This is a genomic window from Alteromonas infernus (genome assembly GCF_902705815.1).
In genome coordinates this window covers 138,033-161,032 of sequence record NZ_CACSIG010000075.1, presented here as the reverse complement: position 1 = coordinate 161,032, position 23,000 = coordinate 138,033, and the positions used below count along the sequence as shown (strand labels likewise).

20 protein-coding genes and 1 pseudogene are annotated in these 23,000 nt (G+C 41.8%); 14 read left to right on the top strand and 7 right to left on the bottom strand.

The genetic code is table 11. The features are described 5' to 3' along the window. The 6 genes from ACX5J7_RS17780 (at position 1) to ACX5J7_RS17755 (ending at position 4,752) form a co-directional block, all read left to right on the top strand. The gene (locus ACX5J7_RS17780; protein WP_474376070.1) at positions 1-795 is read left to right on the top strand and encodes an outer membrane lipoprotein-sorting protein; all 795 of its coding nucleotides are present in this window, start codon (positions 1-3) and stop codon (positions 793-795) included. Beyond that, positions 792-1,976, top strand: coding sequence for a hypothetical protein (locus tag ACX5J7_RS17775; protein WP_474376069.1), 1,185 nt, complete (start codon positions 792-794; stop codon positions 1,974-1,976). Before ACX5J7_RS17780 ends, ACX5J7_RS17775 begins: the two co-directional genes overlap by 4 nt. 13 nt (positions 1,977-1,989) lie before the next feature. Next, positions 1,990-2,520 carry a putative outer membrane beta-barrel protein gene (locus ACX5J7_RS17770; RefSeq protein ID WP_024016685.1) on the top strand — a complete coding sequence of 177 codons (531 nt, stop codon included), beginning with the start codon at positions 1,990-1,992 and terminating at the stop codon, positions 2,518-2,520. 70 nt (positions 2,521-2,590) lie between these two features. Continuing rightward, positions 2,591-2,848, top strand: coding sequence for a DUF3081 family protein (locus ACX5J7_RS17765; protein ID WP_020744006.1), 258 nt, complete (start codon positions 2,591-2,593; stop codon positions 2,846-2,848). 182 nt (positions 2,849-3,030) lie between these two features. Beyond that, the gene (gene lpxL / locus ACX5J7_RS17760; protein WP_498707739.1) at positions 3,031-3,960 is read left to right on the top strand and encodes an LpxL/LpxP family Kdo(2)-lipid IV(A) lauroyl/palmitoleoyl acyltransferase; all 930 of its coding nucleotides are present in this window, start codon (positions 3,031-3,033) and stop codon (positions 3,958-3,960) included. A gap of 174 nt (positions 3,961-4,134) precedes the next feature. Further along, positions 4,135-4,752 carry a TcpQ domain-containing protein gene (locus ACX5J7_RS17755; protein ID WP_012517963.1) on the top strand — a complete coding sequence of 206 codons (618 nt, stop codon included), beginning with the start codon at positions 4,135-4,137 and terminating at the stop codon, positions 4,750-4,752. A gap of 149 nt (positions 4,753-4,901) precedes the next feature. On the opposite strand, the pseudogene glnE reads toward ACX5J7_RS17755, so the two are convergent. After that, positions 4,902-7,863: pseudogene (gene glnE, locus ACX5J7_RS17750) on the bottom strand (bifunctional [glutamate--ammonia ligase]-adenylyl-L-tyrosine phosphorylase/[glutamate--ammonia-ligase] adenylyltransferase). A gap of 292 nt (positions 7,864-8,155) precedes the next feature. Between glnE and ACX5J7_RS17745 the strand changes: the two are divergent. Next, the gene (locus ACX5J7_RS17745; protein WP_012517966.1) at positions 8,156-9,061 is read left to right on the top strand and encodes a DUF350 domain-containing protein; all 906 of its coding nucleotides are present in this window, start codon (positions 8,156-8,158) and stop codon (positions 9,059-9,061) included. Positions 9,062-9,065: 4 nt separating this feature from the next. Here ACX5J7_RS17745 and ACX5J7_RS17740 read toward each other — a convergent pair whose 3' ends face one another. After that, the gene (locus ACX5J7_RS17740; protein WP_071953263.1) at positions 9,066-9,413 is read right to left on the bottom strand and encodes a GIY-YIG nuclease family protein; all 348 of its coding nucleotides are present in this window, start codon (positions 9,411-9,413) and stop codon (positions 9,066-9,068) included. 31 nt (positions 9,414-9,444) lie between these two features. Here ACX5J7_RS17740 and hldE point away from each other — a divergent pair, with 31 nt between their 5' ends. Both hldE and ACX5J7_RS17730 read left to right on the top strand, forming a co-directional pair. Further along, positions 9,445-10,875, top strand: coding sequence for a bifunctional D-glycero-beta-D-manno-heptose-7-phosphate kinase/D-glycero-beta-D-manno-heptose 1-phosphate adenylyltransferase HldE (hldE, locus tag ACX5J7_RS17735; RefSeq protein WP_498707737.1), 1,431 nt, complete (start codon positions 9,445-9,447; stop codon positions 10,873-10,875). Between the two features lie 160 nt (positions 10,876-11,035). Continuing rightward, complete coding sequence (locus ACX5J7_RS17730; RefSeq protein WP_483379577.1) at positions 11,036-12,103, top strand: XrtA/PEP-CTERM system-associated ATPase; 1,068 nt, start codon at positions 11,036-11,038, stop codon at positions 12,101-12,103. A gap of 22 nt (positions 12,104-12,125) precedes the next feature. Here the strand turns inward: ACX5J7_RS17730 and ACX5J7_RS17725 are convergent, their stop codons facing one another. From ACX5J7_RS17725 to ACX5J7_RS17705, 5 genes are read right to left on the bottom strand one after another with little or no spacing between them, the layout of a single operon-like run. Continuing rightward, a complete protein-coding gene (locus ACX5J7_RS17725; protein WP_498707736.1) occupies positions 12,126-13,361 on the bottom strand; it encodes a hypothetical protein in 1,236 nt (411 codons plus the stop codon). A 52-nt stretch (positions 13,362-13,413) separates the two neighbouring features. Further along, positions 13,414-13,779, bottom strand: coding sequence for a hypothetical protein (locus ACX5J7_RS17720; RefSeq protein WP_498707735.1), 366 nt, complete (start codon positions 13,777-13,779; stop codon positions 13,414-13,416). Further along, positions 13,760-14,686, bottom strand: a complete 927-nt coding sequence (locus tag ACX5J7_RS17715) for an XrtA-associated tyrosine autokinase (protein WP_498707734.1) — start codon at positions 14,684-14,686, stop codon at positions 13,760-13,762. Before ACX5J7_RS17715 ends, ACX5J7_RS17720 begins: the two co-directional genes overlap by 20 nt. Further along, complete coding sequence (locus ACX5J7_RS17710; RefSeq protein WP_024016678.1) at positions 14,686-16,230, bottom strand: XrtA system polysaccharide chain length determinant; 1,545 nt, start codon at positions 16,228-16,230, stop codon at positions 14,686-14,688. The genes ACX5J7_RS17715 and ACX5J7_RS17710 overlap by 1 nt, the downstream gene beginning before the upstream one ends. A 15-nt stretch (positions 16,231-16,245) precedes the next feature. Beyond that, the gene (locus tag ACX5J7_RS17705) at positions 16,246-16,881 is read right to left on the bottom strand and encodes an XrtA/PEP-CTERM system exopolysaccharide export protein (RefSeq protein ID WP_024016677.1); all 636 of its coding nucleotides are present in this window, start codon (positions 16,879-16,881) and stop codon (positions 16,246-16,248) included. 232 nt (positions 16,882-17,113) lie between these two features. On the opposite strand from ACX5J7_RS17705, the gene ACX5J7_RS17700 reads away from it, so the two are divergent. From ACX5J7_RS17700 to ACX5J7_RS17680, 5 genes are read left to right on the top strand one after another with little or no spacing between them, the layout of a single operon-like run. Next, positions 17,114-18,526 carry a TIGR03013 family XrtA/PEP-CTERM system glycosyltransferase gene (locus ACX5J7_RS17700; protein ID WP_024016676.1) on the top strand — a complete coding sequence of 471 codons (1,413 nt, stop codon included), beginning with the start codon at positions 17,114-17,116 and terminating at the stop codon, positions 18,524-18,526. A gap of 35 nt (positions 18,527-18,561) precedes the next feature. Beyond that, the gene (locus ACX5J7_RS17695) at positions 18,562-19,407 is read left to right on the top strand and encodes an XrtA system polysaccharide deacetylase (RefSeq protein ID WP_498707768.1); all 846 of its coding nucleotides are present in this window, start codon (positions 18,562-18,564) and stop codon (positions 19,405-19,407) included. Continuing rightward, complete coding sequence (locus tag ACX5J7_RS17690) at positions 19,383-20,426, top strand: FemAB family XrtA/PEP-CTERM system-associated protein (RefSeq protein ID WP_024016674.1); 1,044 nt, start codon at positions 19,383-19,385, stop codon at positions 20,424-20,426. The genes ACX5J7_RS17695 and ACX5J7_RS17690 overlap by 25 nt, the downstream gene beginning before the upstream one ends. 37 nt (positions 20,427-20,463) lie before the next feature. Continuing rightward, the gene (gene xrtA / locus ACX5J7_RS17685; RefSeq protein WP_498707733.1) at positions 20,464-21,912 is read left to right on the top strand and encodes an exosortase A; all 1,449 of its coding nucleotides are present in this window, start codon (positions 20,464-20,466) and stop codon (positions 21,910-21,912) included. Beyond that, complete coding sequence (locus tag ACX5J7_RS17680) at positions 21,909-22,991, top strand: glycosyltransferase (RefSeq protein ID WP_498707732.1); 1,083 nt, start codon at positions 21,909-21,911, stop codon at positions 22,989-22,991. Before xrtA ends, ACX5J7_RS17680 begins: the two co-directional genes overlap by 4 nt. The last annotated feature ends 9 nt before the right edge of the window (positions 22,992-23,000 follow it).

Below are 23,000 nucleotides of genomic sequence, written 5' to 3'. Positions count from 1 at the left end.
ATGAAGAACTTTTCGCATATTCTTTTACTCATTGTGGTTTGCTTATTTGCAAATCAAGCGTTAGCAGCAGAAATAAAAGGTGATGAAAAAGCGATTGCTATAGCTAAAGAGCGCAAAACTAGGGATATTGGCTGGGGGACAAATGAAGCTAAAGTCCTAATGGTGCTTAAAAACTCGCAAGGACGAGAGGCAAAAAGAAAGCTCAAAGTGAAGTCTTTAGAAGTTGTGGATGATGGAGATAAGGCGCTGACTATTTTTGAATCGCCTCGCGATGTGAAAGGTACCGCCTTTCTTAGCTTCTCGCACGCGTTGGAGGCTGATGAACAATGGATATTCCTCCCCGCATTGAAACGGGTAAAGCGCATTTCATCAAAAAGTAAAAGTGGCCCTTTTGTCGGGAGTGAATTTGCATTTGAAGACATGACATCCTATGAGGTGGAAAAGTTTTCTTATTCTTTTTTGGGTGAAGAAACGATAAATGGGGAAGATTGCTTTGTCCTTAAGCAAGTTCCTCAGTACGACTATTCTGGTTATTCTTATCAAAAGGTGTGGATAGATAAATCCCATTATCGAGTACAGAAAGTTGAGTATTACGATAGAAAAGAGGCGTTGCTAAAAGCACTTTTATTATCTGATTATCAGCTATATAAAAATAAATACTGGCGTCCTATGAAGAGTTTAATGCGAAATGTTCAAACTAAAAAGTCCACATCTCTCTTCACTGAAGAAATGTCATTCGACACTGCTCTAAAAGAAAGTGACTTTGATAAAAATAGTTTGAAGAGAGTTAGATGAATAAGAAAGTAGCTACGTTTACGCTTTCTCTAGGGTTATTACATTCGGTAAGTGCCATAGAGGTAACTGGTTCTGCTGGTATAGATTTGCGCTATTACCTTCAAGACGCATTGTACGTGCAGCAGGAACGCACCTACGGCTCGCTTTTTATTTCTCCCGAAATATATGGTGAGTTTAACGATGGGCAAGACGCTCTGCTTTTTAAGCCCTTCTATCGAGTTGACGAACATGATGACGAACGTTCTCATGGCGATATTAGAGAGCTGCAGTGGGCACATTACCAAGAAAATTGGGAAACAAAAGTAGGTATAGGTAAAGTGTTTTGGGGACAAACTGAATCTCTTCACCTTGTCGACATCATTAACCAAACTGACTGGGTCGAGTCAGTAGACGGAGAAGCTAAGTTGGGTCAGCCAATGGCAAATTTTTCCTATTTTTCCGGCTATGGTAATTTTTCGGTATTCGTTATGCCTTATTTCCGTGAACGCACCTTCCAAAGTTCAGAAGGACGGCTTCGCCCACCTGTAGCAATAACTGATGCTAATTACGAATCCGCAAACGAACAAAATAACGTGGACTATGCATTGCGATGGCAGTCATCAATTGGCGATTGGGAAGTTGGACTGTCGTATTTTTCAGGTACAACAAGAGAGCCTGAGTTAGTAACAAATTTCTCAGATAAGGGTGATTTATCAATTAATCCTTTTTACGCTCAAATAGACCAAGTTGGACTAGATTTACTCAAAGTAAGTGGTGCATGGCTACTTAAATTAGAAAGTATCTATCGTAAAGGGCAGTCTGAAGACTTTGCGGCAGTTGTCGCAGGCTTTGAGTACAATCAAGAGCGGGTGTTTGGGAGCAGGTATGGTCTGGGCTATCTAGCCGAGTATCAGTACGATGAGCGAGAAGATAATTTCTTTGCCACGGGGCAAAACGACATTATGCTTGGCTTACGGGTTACAGCTAATGATATTGCTGGCACTGAAATATTAATGGGGTTTGTACAAGACTTAGATGACACGTCTACTTACTCAGCGTACCTTGAGGCGAGTAGCAGGCTATCGGCGAATTGGCGATGGAAGCTTGATGGGTATTTCTTTTCGTCTAACAACCAAGATGATCCTTTTTTCTTTTTGAGGAGAGACGATCATATTGAATTTTCATTAGAGTATTATTTTTGAGGTAAAGAAATAAATGAAGCAGTTTTTATGGATTTTAGGTGTATTAATTTGTGGGCTGCCTCAGGCATATGCTGCACCTAAAACTTATGGATTAGGTACGTTAGGCTATAACAACTTCGATGTTTCGAGTGCAAGCGACAAAAAGGTTACATACAGTTTAGCTTTCGGTAAACAGGTGCATAGGCAGTGGAACGTAGAGCTTGGCTATTTGAGTTTATTTGATTATTCAAGCAATGAAATTGAAGCCAAGGGGGATGCACTTTATCTAGCGATGTTAGGGAAGGCAAGTGGTGGTACCGGTGAGTTATTTTATAAACTCGGTATCGCTAGAGTCGATTTGGATGTCTCAACTCAATGCGTAAGTGAAGATGCTACTACTCAATGTAGCCAAGCAGATAGCATTGCCGCAGGGATAATTGGGCTTGGTTATGACTATTACGTTGGTCTCAAATCAATGGTTCGCATTGAATATGTCCATATGGCAGGTGAGGATAGTTTCTCGACTAATATGGTCAACATCGGTTTTAGGTATAACTTTAATTGATTCTCTCTATCTGTGAATCCAAAACCTACTATTCCATGTAAAAAGGTAAATTCATAACAACGGATTTACAATGAAAAACGAATTAGACAGCAAGTTCCTACTTCAGGTTTTCGACAAGATTCGCCAGCATGGCGCGAAAGAAAACGAGCAGTATAAACTTAATGGAATTACCGCGTTTACTGACCATGACGGCTATACGCTATTTATTGAAGACGTAAATGTGAAACTGCAGTTTGGCTTTCATAATCAATATCACTTTGATTATGACTCGAAAGATAAATATGAGGCTTTCGAGAAAAAGTTAAAAGAGATAGATAAAGAATATTAAACGCCACAATGACAGTGTTTGACTGACGAGAGTGGGGAGCGTCAATGCCACTTGCGTTAATACACCGCTTTTAGTTTGCGCCTGAGTTTATCGCAAGCGTATTGGCGCTTGTCTGGCGTTATTAGCCCCCGAAAAAAGCTTCTGCTACAATGCCGCCCAATTCAGTTCAAAGGATATAGACATTGGCAGCGGCAATCAAAGCTCCTAAGTTTAAACTGTCATTTCTGGGCCCTAAGTTTTGGCCCGTATGGCTAGGTGTATTCATACTTTATATGATTACATGGTTACCTCTACCTGTGATCCGCGCTATTGGTGGAGGCACAGGAAAGCTTATTGCGCTTATTGTGCCTAAACGAGCAAAAGTCGCGAAGCGAAATCTTGCCCTTTGGAATCCGTCGCTTAACGAAAGCGATATAGACGCTTTGTATAAAGAAAACATACGCCGTACCGGTATGGCATTATTTGAAACTGCCATGGGCTGGTGGTGGCCTAGCTGGCGAGTAAAGCGTGCCATTGAGATTGAAGGCACCGAGCACGTGGAAGCGGCATTGGCTGGTGGGAAGGGGGTTTTCGGTATGGCGCTGCATAATATGAATTTGGAGTTCGCCTGCAGAGGCATTGGTTTTTATCATCCAAGTATCGCTTTTTACAGGAAGCACAATAACCCGTTGGTTGATTACCTTCAGTATCACGGTCGTAACCGTTCTAACAAATACATGATAGATAAGCGCAACGCCAAGGCGCTGCTTGCTGCGTTAGATGATAAAGAGCTGTGTTTGTATTTACCCGACCAGGATTACGGCCCTAAACAAAGCATATTTGTACCTTTTGGCGGTGTAAAAGACACCGCCACAACAACGGCAACGTTAATGTTCATTAGGCGTAGCCATTCAGAGCCAATGATTATTACCTCACAGTACACAAAACGCGGGTACAAAATAAAAATCTATCCACCGCTCTCTGAGCTAGGTGAAATGGGAGATACTGAAGCATTAACGCTGCTCAATAAGCATGTTGATGCCGCAGTGAAAGAGCAACCTGAGAGCTACTTATGGATGCACAAGCGTTTTAAAACTAGGCCAGCAGATAATCCTGAGTCCCTTTATAAATAATGGTTGTACGTACAAAGGCTGAAAGACAGCACTATGCAATTGCCGCAAAATTAGATAAATAGAATAATGGGCTTATCGGGTATAGGTAGACTAGAATAACAAGAACAACATAAAGACGTGGTTATCACTTTTTTTTACTGTGTTTCTGTTTTTGATGCGGCATTTTGGTAGGTTATGGGACAGACAAGTTATTCAAGTTCGTCATTTTGGGCGAAACAAATTGGTATTGCGGTTGTGCTTGTCATTGCTGCTGGTGTGCTTATTTACATGATACAAAACCAAGAGCAAGCCCCTGCTCCTGAATCGCAAAAAGAGGAAAAGTCGGTATCTAAAGGGCTCAGCGAGTTCTATCGCGACTTTAGAATGTCGGCCACCGATCCTCAAGAAGACGAGCAAGGTGATTTTGTCATTGATGTTGCAGGCGTCGACCCAAATTTAGATAGCAAATTGGCGAACATGTCGAGCCAAACACGCCCTGTTGAAAAAAACTGGACGGGTGAACATAAATACCGCACGTTCAAAGAGGGCAATACACTTCGCGAGGCAATCTCACAGTATGCCCAGGCAGAAGGGATGCAGGTGATATGGAATTTAGAGCAAGACTTTGTTATCAAGCATCAGTTTCAACTAGATAATACGGTGTCAGGGTCGCTAGCGAAAATTGCCAGCGCCATTGATAGCAGCTTTGAAGGCGAAGTAAAAGCTTACTTATGTGCGGGGCAACGCTCACTTGTTGTCACCGCAGAAGAAACCGAGTTCCTCTCTACTAAGTGTCGTTTGGTTACTGGCTAAGGCTTTATTACACTAGCCGGTTTGATTTTGGTACTGAATTCACACCGCTATCGCTTAAGGCGATAGCGGCTTGTTTTCCTTCATTATTGTTCCCTTACACTCTTGCTTCCTTCCTCGCCCCAAAACCGGCTTTCATACGACTAATAGCTTTATTCGCTGCATGTGCCAAAGAGAGTGTCCCAATGCTGTCTAACCTGCTCACGTATAGCGTCTAACTCTTCGCTTTGGTCGGCGTATTTAGTGTCTGCAAGGGTTAAATGATGATATTGCTCTCGCAGTTTTAAATACGCGTTTTGCAGCTTACTCGCCGTAGATGGGTCGATAATACGGGCTTTAACCGCAGTATCAAAAATGCGAAGGTTGTCCGGGTAGGTCGTCATGCTATCTGCCGACTGCGCGTTGGCCAACACTAAATACTGCGCCATAAATTCAATGTCGGTAATACCGCCTACACATTGCTTTAAGTCGACTTTGTCATTGTTTTTAGAAAGCAGGTGTTCGCGCATTTTTAAGCGCATTTTGCATACGTCTGTCGCCAGTGATTTTGAGTCTCTTACTTGGCTCAATATTGTATGTCGAACTCGAGTAAAATCTTTTAGCAACCCGACGTCGCCGCATATTGCTCTTGCTCTAACTAGTGCCTGGTGCTCCCACGTCCACGCTTCTTCGGTTTGGTACTTCTCAAAGCCCTCTATATGGCAACAAAGCAAACCGGCGTTGCCGGAGGGGCGCAGGCGCAAATCGGTTTCATAAAGTTGGCCAAACAGGGTTTTCGTGTTGAGTAAATGCATGATGCGCTGCGCTAATTTGATATAAAACTGCTGCGCTTCAAGTGACTTATTACCGTCGGTGCTAATACCCCGAGGGGCGTTGTGTAAAAAGACCAGATCTAAGTCCGAGCCATACCCGAGTTCATAACCACCAAGCTTGCCATACCCTATGACCGCAAATCCTTTGTCGTTACCTTCAAGGTGTGACGGCACACCGTAGCGTTGGCGCATTTGCATCCACGCCGCATTTACTACGTGTTCAAGTATCACTTCAGCCAGAACGGTAAGCTTATCGCTAACATTATTTACCGGGAGCGACTCGCTTATATCACTGGCTGCAATACGCAGTTGCTGGCAGAGCTTGAACTGGCGCAGCCCGTCCATAAGCATTTCAACGTCATCTTGCTCTATGCGCAGCATGGTTTCGCGCAGTTCAAGCTGGTATTCCTTTTTGCTGGTATGAATATCGGTATTTTGTTGACCTAAATACAAAGGCGTCAACAATTCATCAAGCAGCAATGGGAAGCGTTTGATTTCTTGCGCAATCCAGTCACTTCGCTCGCAAAGCTTAACCAGCTGCTTAAGTACATCTGGGTTTTCGAGTAAAAGGTCGAGGTAAGTGGTACGCCCAGTGATGGCTTCAATCACGCCCAGTAAACGCTTTAAGACCTGCGAGATGTGATTGGGATGCTGATTTACCAGCACGTACAAAATCTCGGGAAGCAGTTTGTTTAACGTATCTTCTCCTTTTTGACCGATTCGATAGTTACGCTGTTTGTCTTTAAACGCGACAAGAATTGGATAAACGCCTGTAATGTCCTTGCTAGATAAATGCTCGCTAAAGGTCTCTGCAAATTCTTCCTCTTGCAAAGAAAGCCGCCAAGCATCTTGGCATGCAATAAAAAGCTGATCTTCGTCGGAATGGCTGTCTTGTGATTCCTCCACAAGTTCATTGAAGTGATCGTGAATGCGCGCCATGGTTGCATCTAGCTGGTTTAAAAAAGTGCTATAGGAATCAAAACCCATTACCTCAATCAAGGCGGCCTGCTGCCATGCGCTATCTGGCAAGGTTTGAGTTTGCCGGTCTTGGCACTGCTGAAGGGTGTGCTCTACTTTTCTAAGGAAAAGGTAGTCGTGTTTCAGCTGTTCTGTTACATCCTTTTCCACAATATCTAGCTCAGTCAGCGCGTCTAACGTGCGCAGTAAAGACTTACTTTGTAGAGCTGGCTCTCTACCGCCATGAATCAGTTGGAAACTTTGGGCAAAAAACTCCACTTCACGAATACCGCCAGCACCCAGCTTGATATTATTGTTAAGACGGCGTCGGCGAATCTCGGTCGCTATCAACTTTTTCATATTGCGAAGGGCATCAAGGGTGGTGAAGTCGAGGTAACGCCTGAAGGTGAAGGGGTGTAAAATACTATTTAGCCATTTTACATCTTCAGAGTTGTCGTCGTTGATCACCCGGGCCTTTACCATAGCAAAGCGTTCCCAGTGGCGCCCTTGGTCCTGGTAGTAGTCTTCAAGTGCAGCGAAATGCATTACCAGTGGGCCTGAATCTCCAAACGGGCGAAGGCGCATATCAACCCGGTAAACCTGTCCATCGTTAGTAATTTTGTTCAGCGCTTGAATAAGCTTTTGCGCTAGTTTAGTGAAAAACTGTTGGTGCTCTATGCTCTTTCGACCGCCTTGGGTTTCACCGTTTTTCAGGGTAGCTAAAAATTAAGTCGATGTCTGACGAGAAATTCAGTTCCTTTCCGCCTAGTTTGCCCATGCCTAAAATATACATGTGCATATCTTCGCCGTTGTTTTGTGGCGTGCCATAGCGAATGGCCAAATGTTGATAAATCCAGTAGTATGCGCCCGTAAGTAACACATCTGCCAACGCTGAAACCCGTTCTAATGATGTGCCGATATCCTGTTTGTTTAACACATCAAGAAAGGTAACGCGGGCCATTTCTTGATTTCTGTATTCACGTAATGCTTTTAAAAGGTCATCTTCAGTTTTTACGGTTTCAAGCGTTATATCGAGCGCAGAGCGATACATCGCCACCCAGGGAGAGGGCGCTTCGCTGTCGACATTTTTTTGCAACTGAGCATCGCTATTTTGATCGGTTGTTTGCTCAACTGTTTGCTCAACAGTACGGGAAACAAACGAAGGCTTTTGTATAATTGTTTCAGCTAGGAAAGAAGAACGGGCAAACGCGGTTAACAGCTCGTCATGATGTTGCTTTGCTATGGCTTTGTCGTCGTCGGTAAGTGCAGGTGCTGTTAAGAACTGCTGCCAGTACTTTTCTGCTTGTTCTACGTTTGTCATGCTATTTTCGTTGTCTGTTGGCATAATACTCGCGTCTTTTGATGATACTCTCGTTTTTAAGATAAACCCGCGTTGAATTGGTTTATATACCCATTTTAAAACGCAAGAGTTCAAGGTTTGATAGCGTTGAGGTTTTTCAACCACAAGCGCAATGTTATCAGGCCCTTATTAAAATAAATCTGAACAAGTTCGTTGTCATCTTTGTACAAGTTTGTAATAGATGGAAGCTGTTTATTTGAATGCCGCTGTTTTTGCAGCATTAACGCAATACAAATAATCAGCATGGAGCTTTGTGTGTTCAAGGAGCAAAGATAACGTGGAAGCCTTAGTAAAACTAGTACCGCTAACCCGAGAGCTATTGATCTACCTTGCCATGGATGTGGCAATAGCGCTACTGCTGCTAATGATTATGAAGTGGCTTACTGGTGCATTTAGGCAGTTTTCAGTAACAGAAGAGTTGGGTGTTAAGGACAACTTTGCCTTTGGTATTAGTGTTGCAGGAGGCATGCTTTCACTGTGCATTGTACTAAGTTCGGTAGTGGGGCGGCATATTGGGCAAGGCTATAAAGAAGCCGCTATCGGCATGGTGACATTCGGGGTCGTGGGAATTTTGCTGGTGAAATTTGGCCGTTTCGCCCACGATAAACTTGTATTAAACAAAGTTGATACTCACGCAATGATAGCTGAACGCAGCGTAAGCGTTGCGCTTGTCGATGCTGCCAGTTTAGTCGCCAGTGCCATTGTTTTACGTAACATCATGGTATGGGTAGACGGTAGCGATATGAATGCACTTATTGCGATTGTTACCGGTTTTACCGTGGTGCTTACCATGCTGCTTGTGATGACCCGTATTTTAGAATTCAGATATGCAAGAGATAACCAAAATGACTCTTTCCAAGGGGCGCTTGAAAAAGGGCAGTTAGCGCTTGCTATCGAACATACGGGCAACTTGCTTGGTACCGCAATGATCGTGTCGGCGGCTAAAAATCTACTCGTTTATAACCCATCTGGGTATGTGAGCAATGTAACTGGTTGGCTGATTGTTAGCGTTGGACTCGCAATCGCACTTCATATACTGGTGTTAGCCAGCAAAAAAATTATTTTGTTTGGTATGAACTTCCGCCAAGAAGTTGATCAGCAGCACAATGTAGGGGTGGCAGCTCTAGGGTTTACGCTTAGCATTGGTAATGCCATGATCATAAATGGCGTATTGGGCGGGTAGAGGCTCACACGTCAAATTGCGATTTTATACACGGCAATTCATTGAGCTGGCCTTTATTGATAATGTTGTCTTTTTGAAGGCGGCTCATTTTCTTCACAGCGTATTCAAGTTTTGACGCTTCAGACTTGTTTGCGACCTCAAATACCGCCCTAAACACCAAGGGCGATTTACCTTTAAGCGCTTTCGCACCGCCTTTTAATTCACCTCTGTGCTGCGCTATACGGCGTTTTGGTTCTGTAGTTATTCCTGTATAAAGTTGCCCAAGTTTGTTCTCTATTAAATAGAGGTACCATTGGGTATTTATGCTTCCTTGGTGTGTACTGCCTGCGTTGGCTGTTATACTCTGTGCCAATGTTTTCAATATCTAAAAAGTTATTCTCAGCATGATATTACCAGATTTTACTAAAGCGAAGGTGCTTATTGTTGGCGACCTGATGTTAGACCGTTATTGGAGCGGTGGCGCTGGGCGAATCTCACCAGAAGCGCCAGTACCTGTGGTAAACGTTAGTGGTTCTGAAGATAGGGCTGGAGGAGCGGCGAACGTTGCGGTGAATGCAGCAACATTGGGCGCAAACGTAACCTTGCTGGGGATGTGTGGCGATGACGAGAATGCAAAAATTCTCAAAGAGCGTTTGCAAACTCACGATATTGATTGTCAGTTTTTTACAGTAGATGGCTTCGATACCATCACCAAACTTCGTGTCATGAGCAGGAATCAGCAGCTACTGCGTTTAGATTTTGAAAAAAGCTTTGCTCACACTGATAAATCAGAACTGGAGCACGCATACGAGTTAGCTTTAGATGATGCGGATGTCGTTATTCTAAGTGACTATGCAAAAGGTTGTTTGAGCAACCCTGAAGTACTCATTGAAAAAGCGCGAAGCAAAAATAAGCGCGTGGTGGTAGACCCCAAAGGCAGCGACTTTGGTAAGTACGCAGGCGCCACATTAGTTACTCCTAATTTGGATGAACTTCGCGGTATTGTGGGTGAAATCGACAGCGAGCAGGTATTAGTAGAAAAAGCACTGTCGTTAAAAGAAACGTTAGATTTAAGCGCGCTGTTGGTTACTCGTTCAGAAGATGGCATGACCTTATTTGACGGCGATAACACCGAGTTTCACCTGCCAGCAAAGGCGAAAGAGGTTTACGATGTTACAGGCGCTGGCGATACAGTGGTATCGACATTGGCAGTGGCAATTGCATGTAACTTGCCCCTTCAGGCGGCTTGCGTGCTTGCTAACTTAGCGGCAAGTGTAGTGGTTGGAAAGCTGGGCACATCTGCCGTCACTAATACTGAACTGGCTTTGGCGTTAGGTGAGCGGTCTGTGCATCTTGATGGCGGTGTAATGACAGAAGACCAGCTAGAAATTGCCCTTAAGGCAGCGAAAGCGCGAGGTGAGCGTGTGGTGATGACCAACGGGTGTTTTGATATTTTGCACTCTGGACACGTTGCCTATCTAGAAGAAGCGGCGCAACTTGGTGACCGACTAATTGTTGCGGTAAATACCGATGAGTCGGTAACGAAGTTAAAAGGTCCGGGGCGACCGGTAAATAATGTAAACCGCCGCATGGCAGTGCTTGCAGGTTTAAGCGCCGTAGACTGGGTGGTTCCGTTTGAGGAAGATACCCCCCAGCGTGTTATAGCTCGTTTACTGCCAGACGTGTTAGTGAAAGGCGGCGATTATACAATTGAAGAGATAGCGGGAGGCACTGAAGTCATGGAAAATGGTGGCCAAGTCAAAGTACTCACGTTTGAAGACGGCGTGTCTACAACAGGTATTATTGAGCGAATTACTCAAAATAAACTGCGCTAGCGCTTCGTTTAATCATTAGCGGAGATAATACTTCGAGAACGGCGCGTTGTTGGTTACCATGTGTGTATTCAACACAGGTCGAAAACAGCGCGCTGTTACAAACCAATATTACGTTTGTTTTTTTGAACGCACATTCTTTAATGGAATAACGGTAAATTGCATGTACGAAAGTTATTATGGACTAAACTCGAAACCGTTTCAGTTAACCCCAGACCCTGAATTTTTCTTTGCCAGTAAATGGCACAAGCGCGCCATGTCCTACTTGCAGTATGGCCTTTCTCAGGCAGAGGGATTTATTGTTATTACTGGTGGAATTGGCACGGGAAAAACCACCGTAGCCAACAGTTTACTTGAAGAAATTGAAGACGACATTGCTGCTGCGCAAATCGTAACGCCAAAGCTCTCGCCCGATGAGCTGGTGAAAATGGTGGCGTCTAAATTTGATATTCCTACGGAAGGGCGTTCTAAAGCCGATATTTTAAAAGCGCTTGAGCTATTTTTATACGACCTCAACAAAGCAGGACGCCGCGCTTTACTGCTTGTCGATGAGGCACAAAACCTTCCCCTAGAAACAATTGAAGAGCTTAGAATGTTGAGCAACTTTCAGCTTAACGGTAAGCCGCTTATTCAAAGTTTCTTGCTAGGGCAGGAAGAGCTTCAGCCTATATTACGTGCGCCAAATATGGAACAGTTTAGGCAGCGTATCGTGGCGTCTTGTCATTTGGCACCGCTTTCATTAGAAGAGTGTAAAGAATATATCGAGTACCGCTTACATCATGCAGGGTGGAATGGAACTGCCCTATTTAGCGATGAAGCGTTGGAGCGCATTCATATGTTTTCTCGTGGCATACCTCGTAAAATTAATACCCTTATGGATAGGGTGATGCTTTATGGTTTTCTTGAAGAGCTTGAGAGCTTCGATGCCGATGCGGTAAACGAAGTTATCGAAGAAGTGAAAGCCGAAATGTTCGAGCCTGATAAAACCGGCGCAGAAGTTACCGAGCATATGGGCTTTGCCGATCATCCTGAAAGCCAAACTATCATGACGCCGAAAGGGAATGTTATTCGCGATACCAAATACTACTTGGATATGCTAGCTGAGCTCGTAGACGCGCTAGACGACGCTATTTCACAGAAAGTGAAAATGACGCAGTACGTTGATAAACTTATGAAGAAAAAGTTTAAAACGTATGTACGGCTTAAGGGTGATGATAAGAAAGATCAGTAACTTTTTAGCAAGTTGGCCAAGTTTAGTTGCTAAAAGTGTTTTGTTGAATGTTTGGGTTTCTATCATTAGGCGAGTAGTAAAGCATTATCAAAAAACGTCTTTCTTGATAATCCTCAAACTGACTCAATGAATCTAAGTTGCGGTACTGGCTTTGAATGCCTATCGTTATATCTCTTTTTATTCTGAAGCTCATTCCGACTGTTCCAACATAACTTTCGGAGTCGCTCCTCGATAGACTATCAAATTCTGTTTTTATATAAGAAACATTGGCGTTGAGTGAAGTTTTCACCCCAAGGCGAGCAATCAGTGACGTTGAAAAAGAGTGTTGTAATGAGTCTGGGGTGTCGTCAAAATACAATGATTGGAGACGTCGACCCTGTAGGGAAACAGTCAAACGATTAAACTGATAGCCAGTGTTTACGACCCAACTTTTTCTTACCCGTTCACTGTCATTAATATTGTCTTGAAATGTCGATAGGTCAGTATATTGCTCGCCAGGCTGTAACTCATAGCTCAGCGTATCTGGAACAAAACAATCATCTAAAGTTAAATAAGTTTCTGGACATACAAATACACCATCAACGGCGGAGTCAAAAATTGATGAGTTTGCAGTTACTTCTTCAGAATATGTAGCTGTCGCTCTTAGCTTTCTATTAGCATAATTGAAAGAAAATGATTCAGTGTCTCCATAAAACGCTTGATTTTTACTTCCTGAGAGACTTGTCCTTGGGCTGAGTTGGACTCTGAAGTCAATCGCGTAAAAACTACTATCATCACTATTTGACAACGTACTTTGTTCTCCTACGCTGTTGTATGCGATCCTTAGTAAGTTGTTTTGATTTTGATACATAATGCCCGCGTTGTAGGTTCTGTACGTATCTATACCATCTACTCCATTTAATTCCTGTTTAGACTCGTTAATTCCCGCAACTAAAAAAAAGCGATCAGTAATGGCAAAATTGGTATCTGCATATGAGTTGCGCCTCTTTGTATCAAAACTACTATTTCGCTGAGTTTCTCTGTAATTTGCTCCTAAGTTCCATCGAAGGAATGAAAACCTACTGCCACTAGCTAAGTTGAAATTCGAACGGTAGCTTTTAGTGTCAAAAGCAGTTTCACGTGTACTGCTTCTCTCACTTTCAAATAATGACGCGGATAAATTTGATGATAACGTAACCCAAGAGTTACCAAAGTTAGTGATTCGGAGGCCCCCAGTGTTATTTCTAGTTTTCGCTAAGTTACTTGGATTGGTGACCAAGTCGTCTATTAGCAAATTGCTAGAATTTATAGAGTTATATTGCTGAGAACCATTAGCGTATAAAAAAACTGCTCTGGTTATGTAGTTCGTATTGAACGTTGTAGCTACTAGTTAAATAACTTTCAAATGAATCACCAGAAGCATCTCTATAGATATTCCTGTTGTTCACTGTCGCAGAAGCAGAAAGGTTACTGCTTTGATAAGTTAACAATGCTTTCGGAGCTAGTTCACCTGCAAAAAAGCTTTCTCGGCTTTCAGCTACCCTTTCGACGTAATTTAATGTAGCTGATACCGACGGAGTGAATTCAAAATCGGCAGCATTTATATTCATTGAAGCTACCAAAGTTATTACGCTAAGCTGAACTAAAGAAGTGCCAAATCCTTTTCTTTCCATTTTATTAGCTTCCATTACTTCCATAGTAGTAGCCGTAGTATCCAGGACCGTTGTCTTGCCTTAAAGACTTATTAACAACAAAACCAATTGCCATCTCGGGGTTTAAATGAGCTACAGAGCTTTTTATATCATGGATTTTACTGCGACCTTCCTCACAAACAACAATAGCCTGACCTGCTAGGTTTGCGAGAACAGAAGTTTCGTTTATTCCTAACAGTGGCGGTGTATCTATAATGACGATACGGTCTTTGTAACGTGTCGAAAACTCATCAACAGTTGTCCGCATAACTTCGCTAGCGAGAAGTTCATTTGATAAATGGTGAGATTTACCAGCGGCGATAAGCTTTAGTTTAGGAATGTTTGTAGAGAGCATTACATCTGAAATGCTTCGCTTTTCCCCTAAAAGGTACTCAATCAGCCCCTCTCTGTTACGAGAGCCTAAAGTTTTCATAACGTTAGGCCTTAACACGTCAGCATCAACAAGTAATACTGTTTTATCTTGTTCCGATGCTATACTTAGGGCCAAATTTACAGCAGTAAATGTTTTGCCTTCACCTGGCTTAGAGCTGGTCACCATTACAACATTACTACGATCAAGTGTTTTTGATAGTGGCCCGAACGCATTTGAGAGGATTTTGCGTTTTATAGCGCGGTATTCTTCATTAATAATTCTTCGCTCAGCACTATTATCCACCATTCCCTTCGCACTCAGTGATTTTAGGTCTAGTTGGATTTCATCATTTACATTGACGGTGTTCACATCAGAGGAGTCTTTTTTATTTTCTGATTCCTCATCTAAAACTTTAGGTTGAGCGAGAGTCTCGGCCGGCTGAGCCTTTTGGCCTATGACTTCGTCTACAGGATCGTCTGAATTATTCTCAATAGCGTTTGCTTTTTTATTTTTCGCCAATGCTTTTTCAATAGTACTCATCACATAAAACGCTCATATAGGTTTATATTCATCATTGACAATAGAACTAGGGCGCCATATATCGCAAGTAATATTGAAGATAAAGCGAGAAATATCAACAAGTGTTTTCTTTGTTTTTTGCGAACACTCGCAATTTCGAGGTCGGCAACAGTTCCATAGATTGGAAGTGATACAAGTGCAGACAACTGTTCGGCTCTCATCAAAACCGGAGAAAACTGCGAAACAATAAATGCGAGGCCTAACCCACCTGCAAAACCAACAACTAGAGTAGCGGTATAAAGCAAAATCCTATTTGGACCCGAAGGTTGTCTTGGTAGAACTGGCGGAGAAATAACGCGAAATTTTAGATCATCATCTGATATGTCAGCCTTTTTCCCTAACTCGGCAGAATCTTGACGTTGTAATAACTGCTCATACTTGCTTTTAATTATGCCATAGTCTCTATTTAATGCCTTTTGCTCTAGTTCTAACTGGGGTACAAAGTCAATTTTTGCCTGTAGTTCGGCGATTTGAGATTCATAATCGTTTTCGCGTACCTTTAGCAGTGCGAGCTGACTCTCTAATTGCCCAATATCTATTGATAATGGGTTGTCGGCACTCATTGAAGATGCATTTTCGATACTGGCAATATAACTATCTACTTCTTTTTTTCTCAGCGCTATTAATCTGTCTAGTAAATTATGAGTCTCGATAACATCAGGATGCTCGTCAGTAAAACGAAGTTTTAATTCATCTAGCTTGTTTTCTAATGCGCCTATTCTTGAGTCGTAACGAGTTGGAATCAGCGCACCGTCATTAGATCCTGCGCTTTGCATTAGTTTTACATTTTTTCTTAAAGAAGTGATTTGTTCTTTGATCTCAACCATTGTGCGTCTAGTGGTTGCTAGATTACTTTCGGCAGTTTTGAGTCTAGAGTAATAAGAACCTGTTTCAGGTAATATGTCAGAGTACTTTCGTTTAAAATCTGCTACACGCATCTCTGCCTCAGTAAGCCTTTGCTCGTACTCATCGATTTGCTGTTGTAGGAATTGATATGCAGAATCTGACTGCACTCGATTTTTACCTAGACTACCTTCAATCAACAGGTTAAGCGTTTCTTGTACAACATTGCGCGCAATATTGGGGTCTTGATTTTTATAAGAAATATTATAAATATTGCTCCTACCGCCAGAACTAATTCTGATATCGCTTTCTAGCTGTTTAATCAATTGGTCAAAAGCACCAGGACCGATTGCTTTTAAATCCAGATCTGTCTCTCTTGCGATACGCTCGAGGTTTTCTCTACTTTTGAGTGTTTTCGCTATTAAACTTACTTCCTGAGCTTGGTTAGGATTTATTACCAAACCCCTTAGCAATGGGGCCAACATTGAACGGGTATCAACATGTACACGTGCAGAGCTAGAGTACGTATCGGGTAATGAAAGTGCGTACAAGAAGCCTAAAGGGCAAACAAGCCAACTAACGAAAAGTATATACCTTTTTTTGATCCATATGCCTTTAAGATAGTCGAGTATCTGGGCAAATAACTGCTGTAAGTCGAACATCTACTTCCCTTTGTTCTAGAACCAAGCTTCAGGTACTATTAGTATATCTCCAGGGAGCATATCAACGTTTTTACTAATATCTCCATCGCGGATTAAATCATCTATAAACACTCGGTACACTTTTTGTTCCCCGTTTTCTATCCGTATTAGTTGGGTGTTGTTTCCGTCTGCGAACTCTGTTATTCCACCTACAGATATCATCAAGTCTAAAAGTGTCATATTTTCTTTATAATTTACTGCTCTTGGGTTGGTAGCTTCGCCTATCACTCGTACTTGCTCACTAAAAGGCCCGACATAACCTCCGATTGTCACCGATACACGAGGATTATTGATGTACACACTAAGTTGCTCTTCTAATTCTCTGGCAAGCTGAGTTGGCGTTCTGCCTGTGACTTCAATATCTTCAATCAATCGAGTAGTAATCATACCGTCAGGCCTGACACTGAACGAGCCTGATAATTCAGGATTACGCCAAACAAAGATGTTTACAGAGTCGCCAGGACCTATAAGATACTTGTAATCGTTTATATCAGTTGTGTAGGATGGGTGTAACGTTGCCTCAGGAAGAGCGTTATTTGATGAGCAGCTCCACAAACAAAGTAATATGGAAATTACGCAAGTGAATTTAAAACTTAACATCTGTACCTTCATTTCGAGCGATCCTTGTTAAATCCTTTTTGGAAGCGAAAGTTTACTCATATTTAGTAGAATCATTGTTAACTGAATTAAAAAATTAGGCAAGCCTTAAAGGCTCTAAGTTTGGGAATATTCTTTGAAAAAGATACAAAAGTAGATCCGAGACCTATTCATTGTTTTCGTATATTGATTTAATATATCGATTATTAAGCCGCGTATGTATAAGTAACGCCAGGGACTGAACTTAATGGCAGCAAACAATAAAAAGCAAAATAAGCGTTCTAATTTGCTTGTAATTTGTGATTTTACACTAGTAAGTTACATCACCTATTTAATGTATGTGATGCTTGATAATTATTACTTCAATGGTTCAGTTGATACTCTCAAGGTCTTAACAACTACATTTTTATTCACCTTCTTCATTGTTATATCTTCTCTTTCCGTAGGGCTTTATGAAAGTAAATTAAGAGAGACCTTTAGAGGAATAATTAGACGAATTTTCGTTAGTGTCGGTATTTCTTACTTCTGTATTGAGATAGTGAGTTCAACCATTGGAACTTCGTTAAAAATTCATCCTTACTTTCTTCCAGCGTCAGCAGCTGTTTCGATAATAACTTTGGTAGTTTTTCGTTACTTCACAACACGTTTGGGATTACTCGGGCTGGGTAAAACTCGAACGTTGATAATTGGTGCGGGCGAAAGGGCATCGATTATCGAGAAACGAATGAGAAGGGATGTTGATAGAATAGGCTTTGATTTAGTAGGGTTTGTTCCGGTGCCGGGTGATAATCGTGAAGATGGTATCAAATCGGAAAAAATTATCCATGTTCGTCTAGAGCGGAATCTACGCCAATTTATTTATGATAATGATATAGAAGAAGTGGTCATTGCTTGTGACCAAAGACGAGGTACATTGCCTTTAGAAGAGTTGTTTGAATGTAAGTTGCGAGGCATTGAAGTAACGGAGTTACTGGACTTTATGGAACGAGAAACTGGCCAAATTGTAGTTAATCTTATGTATCCATCCTGGGTCATTTATTCAAATGGCTTTTCAACGCAAAATTACTTAAGAGATTCCCTCGATTATGGAATCAATGCCTTTCTTGCTCTTATCGTATTGCTAATCACTTGGCCATTTATGCTACTTACTGCCGTTTTTATCTATATTGATGACGGTTTCAGAACAGGCACATCGGTCTTGTACAAACAAGAGCGAGTCGGACTTAATGGCAAGTTGTTCCGAATTATGAAGTTTAGAAGTATGCGCCCTGATGCTGAAAAAGACGGAGCAAAATGGGCTTCAAAAGACGATGACAGAGTAACACGCATCGGACACTTTATTAGAAAATACCGGATAGATGAGTTACCTCAATTATTCAATGTTTTTAAAGGTGAAATGGCCTTCATTGGCCCAAGACCCGAGCGACCTGAGTTTGTTGAGCAACTAGTGCGTGAAATACCTTATTATAATCAACGCCATAACGTAAAGCCTGGGTTGGCAGGTTGGGCGCAACTTAACTATCCATACGGGGCTTCTGTTACAGACTCTATGGAAAAGCTTAAATTTGATTTGTATTATGTTAAGCACCAAAGTCTTTTACTCGACTTATTAATCTTAATCAGGACAACTGAAGTTGTTCTATTTGGGCGTGGAAGATAGTTCTTTACTGGCGGGAATAACTTTTGAAAAATGCAATGACAGTAGATGTTGAAGACTATTTTCAAGTTTCGGCATTCGAAAAATCAATTTCGCCAAATGATTGGTCGAAACTTCCACTGAGAGTGGGGGATAATACAAACAGATTGATAGATCTTTTTGCTGAGTACGATATAAAAGCAACGTTTTTTTGCTTAGGGTGGGTTGCTGAAAAGTGCCCCAGCGTTATTCAAAGACTTGTTTCTGAAGGCCATGAAGTAGCGAGCCATGGATATGATCATACTCGGCTTGGCTTTTTAGATAAAGAGGGTTTTGTTGAAGACATTGGCAAAAGTAAAAAAATTCTTGAAGACACAACCGGTGTTGAAGTTTTAGGTTACCGGGCTCCAAGCTTTTCAATCAATGAGAACACCCAGTGGGTTTATGAAGTCCTATCTGAATTAGGTTTTTCATATTCTTCAAGTACCTACCCGATAGAACATGACCTCTATGGCGTCCCGGATTGGCCCCGCTTCATGCATACCCGCCCAGAGGGTATTGTAGAAATACCAATACCAACCTTAAGAAACAAAGATACAAATAAAGGTATCGGAGGAGGCGGATATTTTAGGCTTTTTCCTTATTGGTTATCAAAGCGTAGGATTGAACAATTTTTGAGGTCTGAATCTGAGCCATATAACTTTTATTTCCACCCGTGGGAGATTGACTTCGAGCAACCTCGCATAAAGAAAATACCTATGAAGTCTCGTTTTCGTCACTACGTGAACCTTAGTCATATGGAAAGGAAGCTCCGCTTTTTATTGAACGATTTTCAATGGGGAACAATGGCAGATGTTTATAAACTGAAGGAACAGACGCGATGTCAGAGAGAGTTTGTAAGCTAGCGACAGAAAAAAGCGAGTTTGAACTGTGGGATGCGTACGTTGATAGTCACGACGAAGGTAGTTTTTTTCATCTTAGTGGCTGGCGAGAAGTAATTTCTAAGATTTATAAACACACACCTCATTATTTATTTTTAGAAAAAAATGACACTATCTGTGGCGTGTTACCTCTATTTGAACAGAAAAGCAGACTGTTTGGTCATGTTTTAATATCGACGCCATTTTGTGTTTATGGTGGAGCTATAGCTGATGATGACATCGGGTTGTTGCAATTGGAGAATGCAGCTGCTGAGCTAGGACATAAACTCAATGTTGATTACGTCGAGTTCAGGTATACCAAGCCTCGTGATAATAACCCGAATATAACTCTTAACTGTAACCACTCTACTTATCTGATGCCAATTTCGGGTGACGACCAAGCGATATTACAATCAATAAAGAAAAAGCAGCGTGCAAACATACGACAATCATTAAAAAATGGCTTAACCGCGGAAGAAACGACTGACATTAGCGATGTACATCGAATTTATTCTGAAAGTGTTAGAAATCTCGGTACACCAGTTTTTCCAAAGCGTTATTTTTCAAAACTTAAAGAAGTATTCGGCGATAAAGTAGAGCTTTTGAGTATAAAAAATGGAAACCAGCCTGTATCAGCAGTCTTATCCTTTTACTATAAAAACTCAGTATTGCCATATTACGGAGGCGGTACCCCAGAAGCTAGGCATTGCAGAGGTAATGACTTCATGTATTACACCTTAATGTGCCGGGCTAAGGCTAATCATGACTGTGAAATATTTGATTTTGGGCGAAGTAAAAACAATTCGGGGTCGGGAAATTACAAGAAAACTTGGGGGATAGAGCCAAAGTCACTCTATTACTATTGTCATTTAGTTAAAGCCGATAGTTTGCCAAACTTAAGTCCAGATAACCCTAAGTATAAGTATTTCATCAAAATCTGGAAAAAGCTTCCTTTGTTTATTTCTGAGCGCTTAGGGCCTTACCTAAGCCGCTTTTTAGGTTAGAGCGCGGTTTGCTGATGTTTTGCAGGAATATAAGCCAATGAGACAAATTTCGGTGAATTCTTATTTGGCTTTCGGGGCACTTGTGTTTTTAGTTTGGGGGTACATTTATTTCCAAACGCTTCAACACATGGTGACAGTGTGGTCTCAGTCCGAAACTTACAAACATTGTTTTTTTATTTTACCTATAACTCTCTATCTTTTATACGAAAAAAGAGCGCTTCTCCATAGCTTAGATTATCACCCTACTTGGTTGGTAATTGTACCGCTGCTAATCACTCAAGTTTTGTTTGTTTTAGCGCAGCAATTGTCTGTTCAGCTTGTTTCACACTTTTGTGCTGTTACTTCTCTTATTTTGATCATCTGGACGCTAGTAGGAAATAGTGTTTTCAAAATTATTGCGTTTCCTATTTTTTACCTATACTTCGCTGTCCCATTCGGGGAAGAACTTGTCCCACATTTGCAAGTGATTACAGCTGATATTAGCTGCCAACTTCTTATAGCGGTAGGTATTCCGGTGTATCGTGAGGGATTGTATCTCTATTTGCCAAACGGTACCTTCCACGTAGCAGAAGCGTGCGCTGGAATTCGATTTCTAATAGGGACTTTTGCTCTAGGCGTGCTTTTAGCTTATCTAAATTATCAACGTTTATGGAAGCGACTGCTGTTCTCTATGTTTTGCGCATTCGTCCCTATAATTGCGAATGGCATCAGAGCTTTTGGAATTATGGTCATAGGGTATACTACTGATATGCAACATGCTGTCGGAGCTGATCACTTAGTTTATGGATGGTTTTTCTTTCTATTTGTTCTCATCATTCTGTTTTTTTTAGGAGGTTTCGGTAACGACCCCCAAACTAATTACACAGATAATGGGAAAAGTGGAAGCCTTCAAGGTCGTATCTCGGTAGTTTTTACATCTATATTAGTTCTACTCTTTCCATTACTGTCCAACTTTGAAGTAAGTAATGAGAACCCTCCTATGGATATTGATGTAAATTACCTACTACATTCTAACTATCAATCAGTAGAGCGAGGGACATTTAGTTGGATGGAGGTCCATGATGATTCTATCCAACCTACGTGGAGTGGCTTCTTAAAAAATGTTCCGTTGAGGTTAACCTATCGAAATGACAGTGACGCGCAGGAATTAGTTAGTTCTTTACATCGACCATTCAATGATGACGAGTTCAGCCTACTTAAAGCTAAAGAACTAATTCGTAGGAATAACAATTCTTACGAAGTAATTAAAATTCAAAATGTACAGGGGCATAGTAAGAGCCTATTGATTTGGTACCAGCTAGAAAACCGCTCTGTAGCTTCAGCTTTAAGTGCAAAATGGCAGCAGTTTCTTAATCGTATGTCTGGCAAAAGAGCAGATGGTTATTATGTTGTTGCAGAAATACCCGAAAATCTTTCAGTTGATATTGTATTAAATAGGCTGGGAAGTTTACCTCTACCTCCAGTTGAAACAAAGGCTGCACCATGACTAAGACTATTTTTCATGTGGTATACGGACTACATGTCGGTGGTCTTGAGAGGGTATTAGTTAACACTGTCTCCCGTATGCCGAAGAATTATGCACACACAGTGATCTGTCTAACGTCGTATTCTGACTCTTTTGTTTCACTCCTTCCAAGTAATACGAACGTTATAGCGTTGGGCAAAAAAGAAGGTCAAGACTTCGGACTTTTTTTTAAATGGTGGAAACTTTTGAGAGCTTACCAGCCTGATGTGGTTCATAGTTATAACCTTGCGACGTTAGAGCTTCAAGTAATTTCAGCCTTAGCAGGCGTAAGAGTTCGGCTCCATGCAGAGCATGGAAGAGACGTATATGATCCCTTCGGCGATAATAAGAAATATCAGTTACTAAGACGGTTAGTATCGCCGTTTATCCACACTTGGGTTTCAGTTTCAACAGAGCTACACATGTGGTTGAAAAATACAGTCGGTCTTTCTACTAGTAAGACACAACTAATTAGAAATGGTATTGATACAAATCTCTTCACACCTCAGCACAAGTCGAGTGATGAGTTTATTGTAGGCCATGTGGGCCGCTTGAACCCCATCAAGAACCAGACCCTCTTAATAGATGCGTTCTGCTTAGCGAGTTGTCGAAACACTGAGTTTGCTAAAAAAGCGAGTCTTAGAATTGTGGGCGAGGGAGAAAGCGAATTGCCCTTACGAGACCATATTGTCTCAAAAAACATGTCTAAAAAAATAAGCTTGATAGGGTTGCGCGAGGACATGCCGGGCGTGTACGGAAGCTTTTCGGTATTCGTTATGTCATCTATCGGTGAAGGTATACCAATGACATTGTTAGAGGCTATGGCAAGTGGTGTCCCCGCAATCGTTACTGACGTTGGGGGAATGCCTGAGGTCGTTACGCGAAAGGAAGGTATAGTTGTCCCTTCGCAGGACGCAGATGCGTTGGCCGATGCACTGATATTGCTTTTCGATTCGCCGGATTTACTACACAGTTTCGCGAATGCATCACGTGAAAGAATTTGTAAAGATTTTGATGAAGATAAAATGGTCTCTGATTATTTATCGTTATACAACCAATGAGAAGCCGGT